Raw genomic sequence first — 17574 nt, 5'->3', positions numbered from 1 at the left:
ATCACCGAGCAGCGGCGGCCTCCGCCTCGCGCGGCATCACCATCACCGTCGCGGTCCGCCCGGAGATCAGCCGCAGCCCCTCCGGCACATGGTCGATGGCGATCCTGACCGGCACGCGCTGGGCCAGCCGCACCCAGCTGAAGGTCGGGTTCACATTGGCCAGCAGGTTGCTGCTCTCGCTCCGCTCGCGGTCGGTGATGCCGGAGGCGATGCTGTCGACATGGCCCTCGATGAGGCCGGCCTCGCCCATCACCCGGACCGTGGCGCGGTCGCCCGGATGGATGCGCGGCAGCTTCGTCTCCTCGAAATAGCCGGCGACGTGGAAGCTGTCGGAATCGACCAGGGCAAGGGCGGCGTGGCCGGCGGCGAGATAGTCGCCCGGCCGCAATTCCAGGTTGGTGACGAAGCCGTTCACCGGCGCCCGCACCTCCGACCGCGTCAGGTTGAGCTGCGCCACGTCGCGGTCCGCCTCGGCCTGCCGCCAGGACGCCTCGGCCACCTGGGCATCGGTGATGGCCTGCTCCTGCCGCTGGATGGAGACCGCGGTCTGGTCCAGCCGCGTGTAGCGCTGCTGGTCGCGCTGCGCCTGCAGCAGCGTGGCGTGGCGGGAGGCAAGCACCGCCTCTGCCTGCTGCAGCGCCAGGGCGAAGCGGTCGTGGTCGATGCGGAACAGGACGTCGCCGCGGCGGACCTGCTGGTTGTCCCGGACCAGCACCTCGGTCACCAGCCCCGAGACGTCGGGGGCGATGCCCACCACCTCGGCGCGGATCCGGCCGTCGCGCGTCCAGGGCTCCTCCATGTAGTAGCGCCAGAGCTGCCAGCCGATGAGGCCGGCGACCGCCACCACCACCAGCGTGACGCCGAGGCGGATGGCCTGGCCGAGGGAATGGGTGAAGGTCATGCGAGGATCCGGGTACCGATGGCGGCGATGAGGCCGAGCAGGATGACGAAGAGCGCGAGGTCGAAGAGCGGCCGGTGCCAGATCAGCCGGTAGAGGCCGAAATGCTGCAGCAACCGCCGCGCCAGCAGGTTGGCCAGCAGCGCCAGGACCGACCAGGCGAGCAGCGCCGGGATGAAGATGCCGTGCAGGTCGAACTCGCCGATCATGCGGCCTGCCCCAGTGGCGTGGGGGCGGGCCCGAGGCTTGGCGCGGCGGCCCCCGGATAGAGGGCGCGGCGCAGGCCGGAGAGGGCGAGGGCGGCGGCGCGGGCCGGCGGCGACCGGTCGGGCGTGGTGGCCGCCAGCGCGGCATCGAGGCGCGCCAGCACCGCCGCCTCAGCCAGCCGGCCGCGAAGCTGTTCGCGCACCGCCTGCAGGGCCGCGGCGACCGCGGCCGCCGGGCCGGGCGGCAGGCGTTCCGCCGCCTCCCGCAGCCGCTGCACGTTGATGGCGGCACGGAGCTCGGCGAGCTCGCTCACCTCGAGCGTCGCCGCATCGGCCGAGCCGAGGCGGCCGGCGAGGAATTCGAAGCGGTCGAGCATCATCGCAACGCTCCGCTGCAGATCGACCCGCCGCCCCTCGATCAGCCGCGCGAGGTCGATCCGGTCGGCCGCCACCAGGCGCCGGATGCGCCAGTCGATGCCGAAGGCGCGGACCAGGCGCATGCTGACCAGCCCGGCGAGGAAGCCGGACAGCAGGGCCACGGCGCCGTTGACGTAGCCGGCGAAATCCGCGGCATAGGTCTCCTGCAGCGAGATCAGGGCGACGGTGTTCACCAGCAGCGGCAGGGCCATGCCCATGCGGGCCGGCTGGGCATGCAGGGCGCCGAAGGGCAGGTAGATGGCGCCAAGGGCGCAGAGCAGCAGCGGGAAGCCGTCGATCGCCGGCAGCACGGCGAAGAGGTAGAGCGCGCCGAGGACCGCGGAGAGGAGGGTCCAGGTGATGAAGCCGGCGATCGCGGGGGCCGGGTCGTCGAGCTGGGCGAACATGGCGGTGGCGACCGCGGCCATCATCGTCGCCGTCGCCCCCTCCGGCCAGGCGGTGGCGATCCAGACGACGTTGCAGGCGAGCACGGCGAGGAGCACCGAAAGCCCCGTCAGCCCGACCAGCAGCGGGTCGATATGGGCGCTGGTGACCGGCGCGACCGCCTCGCGCGGCGGCACGGCGAGGCCGCCGGCCCGCGGCTCCAGCGCGAGGGACCGGGACCAGGTCTCGATCAGCTCGCGCAGCCGGGCGAGAAGCCCCTCCCGCAGCAGCGCCGGCCAGCCGGTGCCGGCGCCGGCCTCCCGCTCCGCGGCGCGCAGCCGGGCGAGCAGGCCCGGGGCGGCGGCCCGCACCGCCTGCCGCCGGTCCGGATCCGCCGTGTCGGCGAGCCAGGCGGCCGCGGCCTCGAGCAGCGGCGCGAGGCTCGCCTGGCCGGCCGGATCGTCCCGCCGCAGCGCCCGGGCCCGGTCGGCGACCGCCGAGATGAGCGCCGGCACGGTGCGCGCCCGGCCCCTGAGGGCGCGGACCCAGGCGAGGCCGGCCCGCTGGTCGGCATCCTCGTAGCGGGCCTCCTGGAACAGCCCGTCGAGCGCCGCGCCGTCGCGGGCGACGCGGCGCCGCTCGACGATGAAGCGCGTCTCCTCCATGCGGCCGGCCAACGCCTCGGCGCCGAAGCGGGCCATGCTCGCCGTCCAGGCCTCCAGCCGGGCGAGCAGCATGGGCGTCGCCGGGCGGGGGAAGATCTGGTCCATCAGCGTGACGCAGAGGATGCCGAGGCCGATCTCCTCGACCCTCGCCAGGGCGGTGTCGAAGATCGCTCCCGGCGCCTCGACGCCCGGGAAGGCGACCAGCGCCGCGGTATAGCCGGCGAGGCGGAAGGCGTAGCTGCGCGGCGTCGGGTCATAGAGCGAGCCCATGGTGCAGAGGGCGACCCAGAGGGCGAGGACCAGGGCGAGGAGCGGCGGCGCGTCCACCAGGTTGGGCACCGCCGCGACGCTGAAGGCGGCCCCGGCGAAGGTCCCGAGGAAGCGCGCCGCCGCCTTGGCGCGCAGCGCGCCGGAAAGGGGCTGGATGACGATGTAGACGGTGCCCACCGCCCAATAGGGCCGCGGCAGGTCGAGCCAGAAGGCGAGGTAGAGGGCGAGGCTCGCCGCCGCGAAGGAGCGGGCCGAGAACAGCCAGTCCCGCCAGCCGGGAAGAAAAGACATCAGGGGTACGCCTCCGCGATCCGCCCAGTGTCCTGCCCATGGCGGCCGCGAGCGACCGGCCGCCATGGGCAGAAGACCGACAATCAAGGCCGCCATCCTGCGTCCGGGTTCCCAGGCAGAGTCTCCAGGCGCGGGAGGCGGGCCATAGGGACGGTTGCCAGCATGCCATGGCACCGGCCCGGGGCGAGGGCCGGTGCGGCAGGGGCCATCGCCTGCTGCGATGCAGCATGACGCCTGCGGCACTGCGGGAGCAGCCTTCGCAGCGAAGACCGGCTGGGCGCTGATTCCGCTTGACTCCATGGCCCGGGACGCTCATAGGCGCCCGCTCACCTCATCGGGATGCGGGAGGCGCCCCGGAGCCATGCCATTCGGGCGGGCTCCGGCGCCGTCAGTACCGCCTCTCCCTGACCCCAGGGACGTGCCATGGCGAAGAAGATCGTCGGTTACATCAAGCTGCAGATCCCGGCCGGGAAGGCGAATCCGTCTCCGCCGGTCGGGCCCGCGCTGGGCCAGCGCGGCCTGAACATCATGCAGTTCGTGAAGGAGTTCAACGCGGCGACCCAGCAGATGGAGCCGGGCACCCCGACGCCGGTGGTGATTACGGCCTATTCGGATCGCACCTTCTCCTTCATCACCAAGACCCCGCCGAACACCTACTTCCTGCTCAAGGCGGCGAAGATCGAGAAGGGCAGCACCACCCCCGGCAAGGGCGGCAATGTGGGGCGGGTGACCAAGACCCAGCTGCGCGAGATCGCCGCGACCAAGATGAAGGACATGAACGCCAATGACGTGGAGGCGGCGGTGCGCATGCTCGCCGGCTCGGCCCGCTCCATGGGCATGACCGTGGTGGAGGGCTGATCGATGGCGAAGCAGGGCAAGCGTCTGAAGGCGATCTACGCGTCCTTCGACCGCGACTCGATCATCCCGCTGCAGCAGGCGATCGCCACCGTCAAGGCGAACGCCAAGGCGAAATTCGACGAGACCATCGAGATCTCGATGAATCTCGGCATCGACCCGCGGCATGCCGATCAGATGGTCCGCGGCGTGGTCGGGCTGCCGAACGGCACCGGCAAGACGGTGCGCGTCGGCGTCTTCGCCCGCGGCGCCAAGGCCGAGGAGGCGCAGGCCGCCGGGGCCGATGTGGTGGGGGCCGATGAGCTGGCCGCCGCGGTGCAGGAAGGCAAGATCGACTTCGACCGCTGCATCGCCACGCCGGACATGATGGGCCTGGTCGGGCGGCTCGGTAAGATCCTCGGCCCGCGCGGCCTGATGCCGAACCCGCGCCTCGGCACCGTCACCATGGACGTCAAGGGCGCGGTGACCGCGGCCAAGGCCGGCCAGGTGGAGTTCCGGGCGGAGAAGGCTGGCATCGTGCATGCCGGCATCGGCAAGGCTTCCTTCGACGAGGCGAAGCTGCTCGAGAATGCCCGCGCCTTCATCGAGGCGATCCAGCGGGCCAAGCCGGCCGGCGCCAAGGGCACCTACGTGAAGAAGGTGGCCGTGAGCTCCTCCATGGGGCCGGGCGTGAAGGTCGACATCGCCTCGCTCGCCGCCGCTCCCGCAGCTTGATCGGGGCGGCCTGATCGGGGCGGCCGGGTCCCTGCGGCCCGGCGCATGAAATACGCCTGCCCCTGCGGGGGCGGGCGGGCAGGGAAGGGCCATCGGCCCCTCCCGAAACCTGTCCGAGACCGCGGGTAGCCGCCGGAGGCCCTGGGCCGCTGGCTGGCTTTGAAGGGGCGATGGTCCCGCCAGCGATAGACGGGGTGCCGAGAGATCCGCGCCAGCCGGGAGGAGGCTCCTGGCCGGCGTGCATGGCTTGGCGGTCCGGCTCAGACAGGCGAACCAGGGCCCGGGCGGCGATCCGCTGCCGGGGCTTGCGTGTGAACCGGCCGGAGCCCCTCCACCAGGCGCCGGTCATCGTTGGAGACGGGATTTGGACCGCACGGAAAAGCGCGAGTTCATCGCCCAGCTCTCTGCGGTGTTCGCCGATACCTCCTTCGTGCTCGTCGCCCAGAACAAGGGTCTGACGGTCGCGGATGTGAGCGATCTGCGGCGCCGCATGCGGGGCGCTGGTGCGACGTACAAGGTCGCGAAGAACCGGCTGGCCACCCTCGCCCTCGACGGCACCCGCTTCCAGGGCGTCAAGCCGCTGCTCCGGGGTCCGACCGCGCTCGCGTGGTCGAAGGACCCGGTGGCCGTGGCCAAGACGGCCGTGGAGTTCGCCAAGGGGAACGACAAGTTCGTGATCCTGGGCGGGGCGCTTGGAGAACAGACCCTCACCCCGGACGGGGTGAGGGCGCTGTCCGAGCTGCCCTCGCTCGAGACGCTGCGGGCGCAACTCCTGGGTCTCATTCAGACCCCGGCGACGCGCATCGCGGGCGTGCTGCAGGCCCCTGGCTCGCAGCTGGCGCGGGTGTTCAGTGCCTTCGCGAAGAAGGACGAGGCGGCCTGAGGGTTATGCCTGCGGGCAGGAGCCGACCGGACCGAGGATGGAACCAGGCGGGCGGGGTCGAAAGACCGAGCGCCGGACCTGGGTGTTGCAAACGGCAAGCCAAGCCATTAGATCACGAGGTACACAGATATGGCCGATCTCGCAAAGCTGGTTGACGAGCTCTCCAGCCTGACCGTCCTGGAGGCCGCTGAGCTCTCCAAGATGCTGGAGGAGAAGTGGGGCGTGTCCGCCGCGGCGCCGGTCGCGGTGGCGGCAGCGCCTGCCGGCGGCGGCGCTGCGGCGCCGGCCGCGGCCGAGGAGCAGACGGAGTTCACCGTCGTCCTGGCCGCTGGCGGTGACAAGAAGATCAACGTCATCAAGGAGATCCGCACCATCACGGGTCTTGGCCTGAAGGAGGCCAAGGATCTGGTCGAGGGCGCGCCGAAGACCGTCAAGGAAGGCGTGTCCAAGGACGAGGCCCAGAAGATCAAGAAGGTGCTTGAGGATAACGGCGCGACTGTCGAGGTTAAGTAATAGTCGCTGGTTTTCTACCCTTGGGTTGGCCGTCCGTCGCCAGCCCAGGGGTCTGGATTGCGGAGGTACGGGCGGGAACCCCCTTGGGTTGCCGTCCGTGCCGCCATTTCTGCGCCCCGTGGCCCCCGCCGCGGTGGAGCAGGGCGGGGCGGACAGGGACGCGATAGACCCAGGCCGTCTGGCCAGGGTGACAGGGACACGGGACAGGCATGAACGCTATCACGAAGTCGTTCACCGGGCGCAAGCGCATCCGCAAGAGCTTCGGACGGCTGCCCGAGGTGGCGCCGATGCCGAACCTCATCGATGTGCAGCGGGCTTCCTACGAGGCCTTCCTCCAGATGGAGGTGAACCCCGATGCGCGGCTGCATGCCGGCCTGCAGGAGGTGTTCAAGTCCGTCTTCCCGATCGACGACTTCGCGGGCCGCGGCCGGCTCGAATTCGTGCAGTACGAGCTGGAAGAGCCGAAATACGACGTCGAGGAGTGCATCCAGCGCGGCCTGACCTTCGCCGCCCCGCTCAAGGTACGGCTGCGTCTCATCGTGTGGGACGTGGACGAGGAGACGGGCAGTCGTTCCGTCCGCGACATCAAGGAGCAGGATGTCTACATGGGCGACATGCCGCTCATGACGGACAACGGCACCTTCATCATCAACGGCACCGAGCGCGTCATCGTCTCCCAGATGCACCGCAGCCCGGGCGTCTTCTTCGACCACGACAAGGGCAAGACCCACAGCAGCGGCAAGTACCTCTTCGCCGCCCGCGTCATTCCCTATCGCGGCTCCTGGCTCGACTTCGAGTTCGACGCCAAGGACATCTGCTATGTCCGCATCGACCGGAAGCGCAAGTTGCCGGCCTCGACGCTCCTCCTCGCTCTCGATTCCGCCTGGACCGAGCGGCTGCGCGTCGAGAAGGGCGCCAGCCTGGAGCCGGGCGAGATCCGCGGCATGGATGCCGAGGAGATCCTGAACGAGTTCTACGGCCAGGTGGTCTTCACCCGCGGCGCCAAGGGCTGGTCCCGCCCCTTCGATCCGGAGGCCTTTCGCGGCGTGAAGCTGCAGGAGCCGCTGATCGATGCCCGGACCGGCGCCGTGGTCGCCGAGAAGGACGCCAAGCTGACCCCGCGCGCCGCGCGCAAGATCGCTGAGGGCGGCACGACCGAGGTGCTGGTCGGCCGCGCCGACCTGCTCGGCCGCTTCGTCGCCGAGGACCTGGTCGATACCCAGACCGGCGAGATCTGGGCGGAGGCCGGCGACGAGTTGACCGAGCCGAAGCTGGCGGTGATCGAGGGCGCCGGGGTGGAGCGGCTGCCGACGCTTGCCATCGACCAGTCGGTCGGTCCCTGGATGCGCAACACCCTCACGGTGGACAAGAACACCAACCGTGACGAGGCGCTGATGGACATCTACCGGGTCATGCGCCCGGGCGAGCCGCCGACGCCGGAGACCGCCGAGACGCTGTTCCGCGGCCTGTTCTTCGACCCGGAGCGCTACGACCTCTCCTCGGTCGGCCGCGTGAAGATGAACATGCGCCTCGGCTTCTCCGCCGAGGAGGTGCCGGACACCATCCGCACCCTACGCAAGCAGGACATCATCGCCACCGTCCGCGTGCTGCTCGACCTGAAGGACGGGCGCGGGCAGATCGACGACATCGACAATCTCGGCAACCGCCGGGTGCGCTCGGTCGGCGAGTTGATGGAAAACCAGTACCGCGTCGGCCTGCTGCGCATGGAGCGCGCGATCAAGGAGCGCATGGGGTCGGTCGATATCGACACCGTCATGCCGCACGACCTGATCAACGCCAAGCCGGCGGCGGCGGCGGTGCGCGAGTTCTTCGGCTCCAGCCAGCTCAGCCAGTTCATGGATCAGACCAACCCGCTCTCCGAGGTGACGCACAAGCGGCGTCTCTCGGCGCTGGGCCCGGGCGGCCTGACCCGTGAGCGCGCCGGCTTCGAGGTACGCGACGTGCACCCGACGCATTACGGCCGCATCTGTCCGATCGAGACGCCGGAAGGGCCGAACATTGGCCTCATCAACTCGCTCGCCACCTTCGCCAAGGTGAACAAGTACGGCTTCATCGAGACGCCCTATCGCCTGGTGCGGGACGGCAAGATCGTCGGCGATCCGCGCTACCTCTCCGCCATGGAGGAGGAGCGGCTGGTCGTTGCCCAGGCCGATGCCGAGGTCGATGCCGCGACGGGCGAGTTCAAGTCGGAGTTGGTCTCGGTGCGCCAGGGCGGCGACTTCCGTCTGGTGAAGCCCGAGGAGGTGACGGCGATCGACGTCTCGCCGAAGCAGCTCGTCTCGGTGGCCGCGGCGCTGATCCCCTTCCTTGAGAACGACGACGCCAACCGGGCGCTGATGGGCTCGAACATGCAGCGCCAGGCGGTGCCGCTGGTCCGCGCCGACGCGCCGCTGGTCGGCACCGGCATGGAAGCGGCGGTCGCCCGGGATTCCGGCGCGACCATCGTGGCGCGGCGCGACGGCGTGGTGGACTCCATCGACGGCGCCCGCATCGTGGTGCGGGCGACGGGCGATGACGGCACCACGCGCGGCGTCGACATCTACCGGCTGCGCAAGTTCCAGCGCAGCAACCAGTCGACCTGCATCAACCAGCGCCCGCTGGTGAAGGTGGGCGATGCCGTGATCGCCGGCGACATCATCGCCGACGGCCCCTCCACCGAGCTCGGCGAGCTGGCGCTCGGCCGCAACGTCCTCGTCGCCTTCATGCCGTGGAACGGCTACAATTTCGAGGACAGCATCCTGATCAGCGAGCGCATCGCGCGCGACGACGTCTTCACCTCGATCCATATCGAGGAGTTCGAGGTTATGGCCCGCGATACCAAGCTGGGCCAGGAGGAGATCACCCGCGACATCCCGAATGTCGGCGAGGAGGCGCTGCGTAACCTCGACGAGGCCGGCATCGTCTATATTGGTGCCGAGGTGCAGCCTGGCGACATTCTGGTGGGCAAGGTGACGCCGAAGGGCGAGAGCCCGATGACGCCGGAGGAGAAGCTGCTTCGCGCCATCTTCGGCGAGAAGGCTTCCGACGTACGCGACACCTCGCTGCGCCTGCCGCCGGGCGTCGCCGGCACCATCGTCGATGTCCGCGTCTTTTCCCGCCGCGGTGTCGACAAGGACGAGCGCGCCATGGCGATCGAGCGTGCCGAGATCGAGCGGCTCGCCAAGGACCGCGACGACGAGAAGGCGATCCAGGAGCGCAGCTTCCACAGCCGGCTGCGCGAGCGCCTGCTGAACCGCAAGGCCTCTGGCGGCTTCCGCGGCGTGAAGGCCGGCACGGTCATCACCGACGAAGTGCTCGACCAGTTCGCTAAGGCGACCTGGCGCCAGATCGGCGTGCAGGACGATGCGGCGATGGTCGAGATCGAGGCGCTGAAGCGCGAGTTCGACGCCGCCGTGGAGCGGCTGCAGAAGCGCTTCGAGAGCAAGGTCGAGAAGCTGCAGCGCGGCGACGAGCTGCCGCCCGGCGTGATGAAGATGGTCAAGGTCTTCGTCGCGGTGAAGCGGAAGCTGCAGCCGGGCGACAAGATGGCCGGCCGCCACGGCAACAAGGGCGTCGTCTCCCGCGTCGTGCCGGTGGAGGACATGCCGTTCCTCGAGGACGGCACGTCGGTCGACCTGGTGCTGAACCCTCTCGGCGTGCCGTCGCGCATGAATGTGGGGCAGATCCTCGAGACGCATCTCGGCTGGGCCTGCGCCAATCTCGGCCGGCAGGTGGGTGAGCTGGTCGAGGATTACCGCCGCAGCGGGGCGATGCGCGAGGAACTGCTGGAGCACCTCCGCACCACCTATGGCGACGAGGTCTTCGAGCGCGACATCGCGCCGATGAACGACGATCAGCTGATCGAGCTCGCGGAGAACCTGAAGAAGGGCATCCCGATCGCGACGCCGGTCTTCGATGGCGCCCGCATGTCGGACATCGAGGGGATGCTGGAGCGCGCCGGGCTCGACAGCTCGGGGCAGGTCTGGCTCACCGATGGCCGCACCGGCGAGGTGTTCGAGCGCAAGGTGACGGTCGGCTACATCTACATGCTGAAGCTGCACCACTTGGTGGACGACAAGATCCACGCCCGCTCCATCGGCCCCTACAGCCTGGTCACCCAGCAGCCGTTGGGCGGCAAGGCGCAGTTCGGCGGCCAGCGCTTCGGCGAGATGGAGGTCTGGGCGCTCGAGGCCTATGGCGCCGCCTACACCCTGCAGGAGATGCTGACGGTGAAGTCCGACGACGTCTCCGGCCGGACCAAGGTCTACGAAGCAATCGTCCGCGACCAGGACAATTTCGAGGCGGGCATTCCGGAGAGCTTCAACGTCCTGGTGAAGGAGCTGAAGTCGCTCGGCCTCAACGTCGATTTGGAGAACCGCGGCAACTGACCGCGGCGCCCCGGCGCAGCAGCGCCGGGGCCGTGACCCGAATGCACCGCCGCCCGTCTCCCCGGGTGGCAGGCTGGACCACAAGGAAGGCCGCATGAACGAGCTGATGAAGATCCTGGGCCAGACTGGCCAAGCTCTGACCTTCGACCAGATCAAGATCTCGATCGCCTCGCCGGAGCAGATCCGCTCCTGGTCCTATGGCGAGATCAAGAAGCCCGAGACCATCAACTACCGTACCTTCAAGCCGGAGAGGGATGGGCTGTTCTGCGCGCGCATCTTCGGTCCGATCAAGGACTACGAGTGCCTGTGCGGCAAGTACAAGCGGATGAAGTTCCGCGGCATCATCTGCGAGAAGTGCGGCGTCGAGGTGACGCTGGCCAAGGTGCGCCGCGAGCGCATGGGCCATATTGAGCTCGCCTCGCCGGTCGCGCATATCTGGTTCATGAAGTCGCTGCCCTCGCGCGTCGGCCTGATGGTCGACATGTCGCTGAAGGAGCTAGAGAAGGTCCTCTACTTCGAATCCTACGTCGTCCTGGAGCCGGGCCTGACGGATCTGAAGCTGCACCAGCTTCTGACCGAGGAGCAGTACCAGACGAAGATGGACGAGTTCGGCGAGGATGCCTTCTCCGTCGGCATCGGCGCCGAGGCGGTGAAGCAGATGCTCACCGGCATCGAATGCGACAAGGAAGCGACCCGGCTGCGCGCCGAGCTGAAGGAGACGACCTCCGAGGCGAAGCGCAAGAAGCTGGTGAAGCGGCTGAAGCTGATCGAGGCCTTCGCCGAGAGCGGCGCGCGGCCGGACTGGATGATCCTTGGCGTCATCCCGGTGATCCCGCCTGAGCTGCGCCCGTTGGTGCCGCTGGATGGTGGCCGCTTCGCGACCTCCGACCTGAACGATCTGTACCGCCGCGTTATCAACCGGAACAACCGGCTGAAGCGCCTGATCGAGCTGCGCGCCCCGGACATCATCGTCCGCAATGAGAAGCGCATGCTGCAGGAGGCGGTGGACGCGCTGTTCGACAATGGCCGCCGCGGCCGCGCCATCACTGGTGCCAACAAGCGGCCGCTGAAGTCGCTCAGCGACATGCTGAAGGGCAAGCAGGGCCGGTTCCGCCAGAACCTGCTCGGCAAGCGCGTCGACTATTCCGGCCGCTCGGTGATCGTCGTGGGTCCCGAGATGAAGCTGCACCAATGCGGCCTGCCGAAGAAGATGGCGCTCGAGCTGTTCAAGCCCTTCATCTACTCGAAGCTCGAGAAGTACGGCCACGCCACCACCATCAAGGCCGCGAAGCGGATGGTGGAGAAGGAGCGGCCGGAGGTCTGGGACATCCTCGAGGAGGTGATCCGCGAGCACCCGGTCCTGCTGAACCGCGCCCCGACCCTGCACCGCCTTGGTATCCAGGCCTTCGAACCGGTGCTGGTGGAGGGCAAGGCGATCCAGCTGCATCCGCTGGTCTGCACCGCCTTCAACGCCGATTTCGACGGCGACCAGATGGCTGTGCACGTGCCGCTGAGCCTTGAGGCGCAGCTCGAAGCCCGCGTGCTGATGATGTCGACCAACAACATCCTCAGCCCGGCCAACGGCAAGCCGATCATCGTGCCGAGCCAGGACATCGTTCTCGGCCTCTACTATCTCTCCTTGGAGACGCCGGAATTCGTCGCCGCCTCCAAGCGCGTGGCCGAGGTGAAGGCGCTGATCGCCGCCATCGACGGCAAGGGCGGGCAGAACCTGACCGCTGAGGAGCAGGAGGCGCTGGCCTTCCGGCCGCAGGTCTATCGCGGCCTGGGTGAGGTGGAGCAGGCGCTCGCCGCCGGCGCCATCACCCTGCACACGGCGATCCATGTCCGCGTGCCGGCGCCGCGGGAGCCGGGCGGCAAGGAGATGCAGACGGTCCTGACCACGGCCGGCCGCCTCATGATGGGCGCCCTGCTGCCGGTCGATCCGCGCACGCCCTACAGCCTGGTGAACCGCCAGCTGACGAAGAAGTCGATCTCCGACGTCATCGATACCGTCTATCGGCATTGCGGGCAGAAGGAGAGCGTGATCTTCGCCGACCGGCTGATGGGCCTCGGCTTCCGCCAGGCGGCCAAGGCCGGCATCTCCTTCGGCAAGGACGACATGGTCATCCCGGACAGCAAGCCGGAGCTGATCGGCAAGACCAAGGCCGAGGTGAAGGAGTTCGAGCAGCAGTATCTCGACGGCCTTATCACCGCGGGCGAGCGCTACAACAAGGTGGTCGATGCCTGGTCGCGCTGCACCGAGGAGGTGGCGGCCGCGATGATGAAGGAAATCTCGAAGCAGGAGGCGGGCAAGCCCACCAATTCGGTGTGGATGATGTCCCATTCCGGCGCTCGCGGCTCGCCCGCGCAGATGCGCCAGCTCGCCGGCATGCGCGGCCTGATGGCGAAGCCGAGTGGCGAGATCATCGAGCAGCCGATCATCAACTGCTTCAAGGAAGGCCTGACCGTCCTCGAGTACTTCAACTCGACGCACGGTGCCCGCAAGGGTCTGGCCGACACGGCGCTGAAGACGGCGAATTCCGGCTACCTGACGCGGCGTCTCGTCGACGTGGCGCAGGACTGCATCATCGTCGAGAACGACTGCGGCACCGAGCGCGGGATCACTGTGCGCGCGGTGATGGATGGCGGCGAGGTGATCTCCTCGCTCTCCGAGCGCATCCTCGGCCGGACCGTGCAGCGCGACATCGCCGACCCGGTCTCGGGCGAGATCATCGTGCCGCGCAACACGCTGATCGAGGAGCCGGATGCCGAGCGGATCGAGAAGGCGGGGGTGGAGGAGGTCTATATCCGCTCTGTTCTCACCTGCGATGCGCGGTCGGGCGTCTGCGGCCATTGCTACGGGCGTGACCTGGCCCGTGGCACGCCGGTGAATGTCGGCGAGGCGGTCGGCGTCATCGCGGCGCAGTCGATCGGCGAGCCGGGCACCCAGCTCACGATGCGCACCTTCCATATCGGCGGCGCGGCGCAGCGTGGCGCCGAGCAGTCGGCGGTCGAGGCGACCTCGGACGGCACGGTGAAGATCGCCAACCGCAATGTCGTTGCCAACAGCGCCGGCGCACCGGTGGTGATGAGCCGTAACTGCGAGATCATCCTGAGCGACATGCAGGGCCGCGAGCGGGCGCGCTACCGCGTGCCCTACGGCGCACGGCTGCTGACCGAGGAGGGCGCGGCGGTCACGCGCGGCCAGAAGCTGGCCGAGTGGGACCCCTTCACCCTGCCGATCATCACCGAGCGGGCAGGCATGCTGGAATTCGCCGACCTGATTGAGGGCTTGACGCTCTACGAGGAGACGGATCCGGTCACTGGCCTGTCCTCCAAGGTGGTGCGCGAGCCGGTCGACAAGGCGAAGAACGCCAATCTGCGGCCGCGGCTGCTGCTGCGGTCGCCGGCCGACGATCCGCAATTCCCCGGCCAGGTACAGCAGTACTTCCTGCAGCCGGCCTCGGTGCTCAACGTCGAGAACGGGGGCACGGTGAAGGCGGGCGACGTTCTGGCGCGGCTGCCGCGCGAAAGCTCGAAGACCCGCGACATCACCGGCGGTCTGCCGCGCGTCGCGGAGCTGTTCGAGGCGCGGCGTCCGAAGGATCACGCGATCATTTCGGATATCGACGGGCGTGTGGAGTTCGGCAAGGACTATAAGGCAAAGCGCCGCATCCTGGTCGTGCCCGACCAGGTGGGCGACGAGCCGCCCGTGCCGCGCGAGTACCTGGTGCCGAAGGGCAAGCACGTCTCGGTGCAGGAGGGCGACTACGTGAAGGCCGGCGATCCGCTGGTCGACGGCCCCCGCGTGCCGCATGACATCCTGCGGGTCCTGGGTGTCGAGGCCCTGGCGAACTACCTGGTGAATGAAATCCAGGACGTCTATCGATTGCAAGGCGTGAAGATCAACGACAAGCATATCGAAGTCATCGTCCGGCAGATGCTGCAGAAGGTGGAGATCCTCGATGCCGGGGACACCACCTTCCTGATCGGCGAGCAGGTCGACCGCATCGAGTTCGACATCGAGAACGAGAAGCGGCTGGCGGCCAAGGAGCGGCCCGCACGGGCCGAGCCGGTGTTGCAGGGCATCACCAAGGCCTCGCTGCAGACCACCAGCTTCATCAGCGCCGCCTCCTTCCAGGAGACGACGCGGGTGCTGACCGAGGCGGCGACGGCCGGCAAGGTCGATACGCTGGCGGGCCTCAAGGAGAACGTCATCGTCGGGCGGTTGATCCCGGCGGGGACGGGCTCGGTCATGAACCGGCTGCGGGCCCTGGCGGCGCAGCGCGACCGCACGCGCCTGCCAACGGCCCCGGCTCTGCCGGAGCCCGGCCAGCAGGCCGCCGAATAGTCTGCTTCTATTGCAACGAGAAAGGCCGGGTCCCGCAGGGGGCCCGGCCTTTTTCTTTCTGGGGCTCCACGTCGCTTGACTCTCGACGGGCCGGCGCGTAGGTAGCCGTCCCTTGGCACGGCCGCGCGCATCGCCGCGCGGGCTGCCGAAGGTGTTTGGTCCACAACGCTGCGCGTTCGGCACCGCGGTCCCGCTGTTCGGGACGGCATCAGGTCGAGGGCGGGTCAGGGCGCCTGCAGGGGAGCAATCCAGTTCCCTGCGGGCACATTGGCTTTCGGCGGCCGCGGGACGGACGGACGGGATTCGAAGGGGCGTCATGCCGACGATCAACCAGCTCATCGCCCAGGGGCGCGAGCCGAACGCGAAGCGGAACAAGGTGCCCGCGCTGCAGGCCTGCCCGCAGAAGCGCGGCGTCTGCACGCGCGTCTATACGACCACGCCGAAGAAGCCGAACTCGGCGCTGCGTAAGGTCGCCAAGGTGCGCCTGACCAACGGGTACGAGGTGGTGAGCTACATCCCCGGCGAGGGCCACAACCTGCAGGAGCACTCCGTGGTGCTCATCCGGGGTGGCCGCGTGAAGGATCTTCCGGGCGTTCGCTACCACATCCTTCGCGGCGTGCTGGACACCCAGGGCATCGCCAAGCGCAGGCAGCGCCGGTCGCTGTACGGCGCGAAGCGGCCGAAGTAAGGAGAGGCACGGATGTCTCGCCGCCATAGCGCGCAGAAGCGCGAAGTCCTGCCGGATCCGAAATTCGGCGACATCGTTCTCAGCCGTTTCATGAACGTGCTGATGTATGATGGCAAGAAGAGCACCGCCGAGCGGATCGTCTACGCCGCCATGGACACCTTGAAGCGCCGCGTCGGGCCGAATGGCGACCCGCTGCGCATGTTCCATGAGGCGATGGACAACGTGAAGCCGGCCGTCGAGGTGCGCAGCCGTCGCGTCGGCGGCGCCACCTACCAAGTGCCGGTTGAGGTGCGGCCGGAGCGCCGGCAGGCCCTGGCGATCCGCTGGCTGATCGATGCGTCGCGCAAGCGCGGCGAGAACACGATGGAAGAGCGCCTTTCGGCGGAGCTGATGGATGCGGCGAACAACCGTGGCACGGCCGTGAAGAAGCGCGAGGACACGCACCGGATGGCCGAGGCGAACAAGGCGTTCAGCCACTACCGCTGGTAATCCGGACACCGATCGAAGGACGACGACGATGGCGAAGGCGAAGTTTGAGCGGACGAAGCCGCACTGCAACATCGGGACGATTGGTCACGTGGACCATGGGAAGACGTCGCTGACGGCGGCGATCACCAAGGTTCTGGCGAAGACGGGCGGTGCGACGTTCACGGCCTACGACCAGATTGACAAGGCGCCGGAGGAGAAGGCGCGGGGGATCACGATCTCGACGGCGCATGTCGAGTACGAGACGCAGAACCGTCACTACGCGCATGTGGACTGCCCTGGCCACGCTGACTACGTGAAGAACATGATCACGGGCGCGGCGCAGATGGACGGCGCGATCCTGGTGGTGTCGGCGGCGGACGGCCCGATGCCGCAGACGCGCGAGCACATCCTGCTGGCGCGGCAGGTTGGCGTTCCGGCGCTGGTGGTGTTCCTGAACAAGATGGACATGGCCGATCCGGACCTGGTCGAGCTGGTGGAGATGGAGGTGCGCGAGCTGCTGTCCTCCTACCAGTTCCCGGGCGACGACATCCCGATCATCAAGGGCTCGGCGCTGGCGGCGCTCGAGGACAAGACGCCTGAGATCGGCGAGCAGGCGGTGCTGGAGCTGATGCGGGCGGTGGACAGCTACATCCCGCAGCCGGAGCGGCCGAAGGACCTGCCCTTCCTGATGCCGATCGAGGACGTGTTCTCGATCTCGGGCCGCGGCACGGTGGTGACGGGCCGGGTCGAGCGGGGCATCGTGAAGGTCGGTGAGGAAGTCGAGATCGTCGGCCTGAAGGACACGGTCAAGACGACGGTGACCGGCGTTGAGATGTTCCGCAAGCTGCTGGACAGCGGCGAGGCGGGGGACAACATCGGGGCGCTGCTGCGCGGCACGAAGCGCGAGGACGTGGAGCGTGGCCAGGTCCTGGCCAAGCCCGGCTCGATCACGCCGCACACGCAGTTCAAGGCCGAGGCCTACATCCTGACCAAGGAGGAGGGGGGGCGGCACACGCCGTTCTTCACCAACTACCGGCCGCAGTTCTACTTCCGCACCACCGACGTGACCGGCATCGTCAAGCTGCCGGAGGGCGTCGAGATGGTGATGCCGGGCGACAACGTGACGATGGACGTCGAGCTCATCGCCCCCATCGCCATGGACCAGGGCCTGCGCTTCGCCATCCGCGAGGGCGGCCGCACCGTCGGCGCCGGCGTCGTCGCCGGCATCACGAAGTAAGTCAGGGCAAGGTTGGGTCCGTCTCCCATGGACAGCCAGAATATTCGCATCCGCCTCAAGGCGTTCGATCATCGCGTGCTCGATGGCAGCACGCGGGAGATCGTCAACACCGCGAAGCGGACGGGCGCACGGGTGCGCGGGCCCATCCCGCTGCCGACGGAGATCGAGCGCTTCACCGTCAACCGCTCGCCGCATGTCGATAAGAAGTCGCGCGAGCAGTTCGAGATCCGCACGCATCGCCGCCTGCTGGATATCGTCGACCCCACCCCGCAGACCGTGGACGCGCTGATGAAGCTCGACCTGGCTGCCGGTGTGGATGTCGAGATCAAGCTCTGAGCGGCAGGGG

General features: G+C 68.6%; 13 protein-coding genes. 10 read left to right on the top strand and 3 right to left on the bottom strand.

Translation table 11 applies throughout. From position 1 onward, the window contains the following. Window position 1: 1 nt before the first annotated feature. Genes HJG45_RS16120 through HJG45_RS16110 form a run of 3 tightly spaced genes read right to left on the bottom strand, consistent with a single transcriptional unit; the run spans window position 2 to window position 3131 of the window. Entirely contained in the window at window positions 2–901 is a 900-nt protein-coding gene (locus HJG45_RS16120) for an HlyD family secretion protein (RefSeq protein WP_171613117.1), read from the bottom strand. Continuing rightward, window positions 898–1107 carry a DUF1656 domain-containing protein gene (locus HJG45_RS16115; RefSeq protein ID WP_171613116.1) on the bottom strand — a complete coding sequence of 70 codons (210 nt, stop codon included), beginning with the start codon at window positions 1105–1107 and terminating at the stop codon, window positions 898–900. The genes HJG45_RS16120 and HJG45_RS16115 overlap by 4 nt, the downstream gene beginning before the upstream one ends. Next, a complete protein-coding gene (locus tag HJG45_RS16110; RefSeq protein ID WP_171613115.1) occupies window positions 1104–3131 on the bottom strand; it encodes an FUSC family protein in 2028 nt (675 codons plus the stop codon). Before HJG45_RS16110 ends, HJG45_RS16115 begins: the two co-directional genes overlap by 4 nt. A gap of 423 nt (window positions 3132–3554) precedes the next feature. On the opposite strand from HJG45_RS16110, the gene rplK reads away from it, so the two are divergent. The 10 genes from rplK (at window position 3555) to rpsJ (ending at window position 17564) form a co-directional block, all read left to right on the top strand. After that, window positions 3555–3989 carry a 50S ribosomal protein L11 gene (gene rplK / locus HJG45_RS16105; RefSeq protein ID WP_171613114.1) on the top strand — a complete coding sequence of 145 codons (435 nt, stop codon included), beginning with the start codon at window positions 3555–3557 and terminating at the stop codon, window positions 3987–3989. A gap of 3 nt (window positions 3990–3992) precedes the next feature. Then, complete coding sequence (gene rplA, locus HJG45_RS16100) at window positions 3993–4700, top strand: 50S ribosomal protein L1 (protein WP_171613113.1); 708 nt, start codon at window positions 3993–3995, stop codon at window positions 4698–4700. A 364-nt stretch (window positions 4701–5064) separates the two neighbouring features. Continuing rightward, window positions 5065–5583 (top strand): 50S ribosomal protein L10, encoded by a 519-nt coding sequence (gene rplJ / locus HJG45_RS16095; RefSeq protein ID WP_171613112.1) that lies wholly within the window; start codon window positions 5065–5067, stop codon window positions 5581–5583. Window positions 5584–5712: 129 nt separating this feature from the next. Then, a complete protein-coding gene (gene rplL, locus HJG45_RS16090) occupies window positions 5713–6096 on the top strand; it encodes a 50S ribosomal protein L7/L12 (RefSeq protein ID WP_171613111.1) in 384 nt (127 codons plus the stop codon). 209 nt (window positions 6097–6305) lie between these two features. Then, entirely contained in the window at window positions 6306–10484 is a 4179-nt protein-coding gene (gene rpoB, locus HJG45_RS16085; protein WP_171613110.1) for a DNA-directed RNA polymerase subunit beta, read from the top strand. A 94-nt stretch (window positions 10485–10578) separates the two neighbouring features. Next, window positions 10579–14835, top strand: coding sequence for a DNA-directed RNA polymerase subunit beta' (gene rpoC / locus HJG45_RS16080; RefSeq protein WP_171613109.1), 4257 nt, complete (start codon window positions 10579–10581; stop codon window positions 14833–14835). Window positions 14836–15151: 316 nt separating this feature from the next. Beyond that, on the top strand, window positions 15152–15523 hold the full coding sequence (rpsL, locus tag HJG45_RS16075) for a 30S ribosomal protein S12 (RefSeq protein ID WP_111472698.1): 372 nt from the start codon (window positions 15152–15154) through the stop codon (window positions 15521–15523). A gap of 12 nt (window positions 15524–15535) precedes the next feature. Beyond that, entirely contained in the window at window positions 15536–16012 is a 477-nt protein-coding gene (rpsG, locus tag HJG45_RS16070) for a 30S ribosomal protein S7 (RefSeq protein ID WP_171613108.1), read from the top strand. Between the two features lie 28 nt (window positions 16013–16040). Next, window positions 16041–17228 carry an elongation factor Tu gene (tuf, locus tag HJG45_RS16065; RefSeq protein ID WP_171613107.1) on the top strand — a complete coding sequence of 396 codons (1188 nt, stop codon included), beginning with the start codon at window positions 16041–16043 and terminating at the stop codon, window positions 17226–17228. Window positions 17229–17255: 27 nt separating this feature from the next. Continuing rightward, window positions 17256–17564, top strand: coding sequence for a 30S ribosomal protein S10 (rpsJ, locus tag HJG45_RS16060; protein WP_007004401.1), 309 nt, complete (start codon window positions 17256–17258; stop codon window positions 17562–17564). Window positions 17565–17574: the final 10 nt, after the last annotated feature.

The organism is Roseicella sp. DB1501 (genome assembly GCF_013112485.1).
GTDB lineage: Bacteria > Pseudomonadota > Alphaproteobacteria > Acetobacterales > Acetobacteraceae > Paracraurococcus.
The sequence above is the reverse complement of the archived record's forward strand: the minus strand, read 5'-3'. Positions and strand labels throughout refer to the sequence as shown.

Coding starts and splice junctions, on each gene's coding strand:
- HJG45_RS16120 (WP_171613117.1), bottom strand. CDS start 901: ATGACCTTCACCCATTCCCTCGGCCAGGCCATCCGCCTCGGCGTCACG.
- HJG45_RS16115 (WP_171613116.1), bottom strand. CDS start 1,107: ATGATCGGCGAGTTCGACCTGCACGGCATCTTCATCCCGGCGCTGCTC.
- HJG45_RS16110 (WP_171613115.1), bottom strand. CDS start 3,131: ATGTCTTTTCTTCCCGGCTGGCGGGACTGGCTGTTCTCGGCCCGCTCC.
- rplK (WP_171613114.1), top strand. CDS start 3,555: ATGGCGAAGAAGATCGTCGGTTACATCAAGCTGCAGATCCCGGCCGGG.
- rplA (WP_171613113.1), top strand. CDS start 3,993: ATGGCGAAGCAGGGCAAGCGTCTGAAGGCGATCTACGCGTCCTTCGAC.
- rplL (WP_171613111.1), top strand. CDS start 5,713: ATGGCCGATCTCGCAAAGCTGGTTGACGAGCTCTCCAGCCTGACCGTC.
- rpoB (WP_171613110.1), top strand. CDS start 6,306: ATGAACGCTATCACGAAGTCGTTCACCGGGCGCAAGCGCATCCGCAAG.
- rpoC (WP_171613109.1), top strand. CDS start 10,579: ATGAACGAGCTGATGAAGATCCTGGGCCAGACTGGCCAAGCTCTGACC.
- rpsL (WP_111472698.1), top strand. CDS start 15,152: ATGCCGACGATCAACCAGCTCATCGCCCAGGGGCGCGAGCCGAACGCG.
- rpsG (WP_171613108.1), top strand. CDS start 15,536: ATGTCTCGCCGCCATAGCGCGCAGAAGCGCGAAGTCCTGCCGGATCCG.
- tuf (WP_171613107.1), top strand. CDS start 16,041: ATGGCGAAGGCGAAGTTTGAGCGGACGAAGCCGCACTGCAACATCGGG.
- rpsJ (WP_007004401.1), top strand. CDS start 17,256: ATGGACAGCCAGAATATTCGCATCCGCCTCAAGGCGTTCGATCATCGC.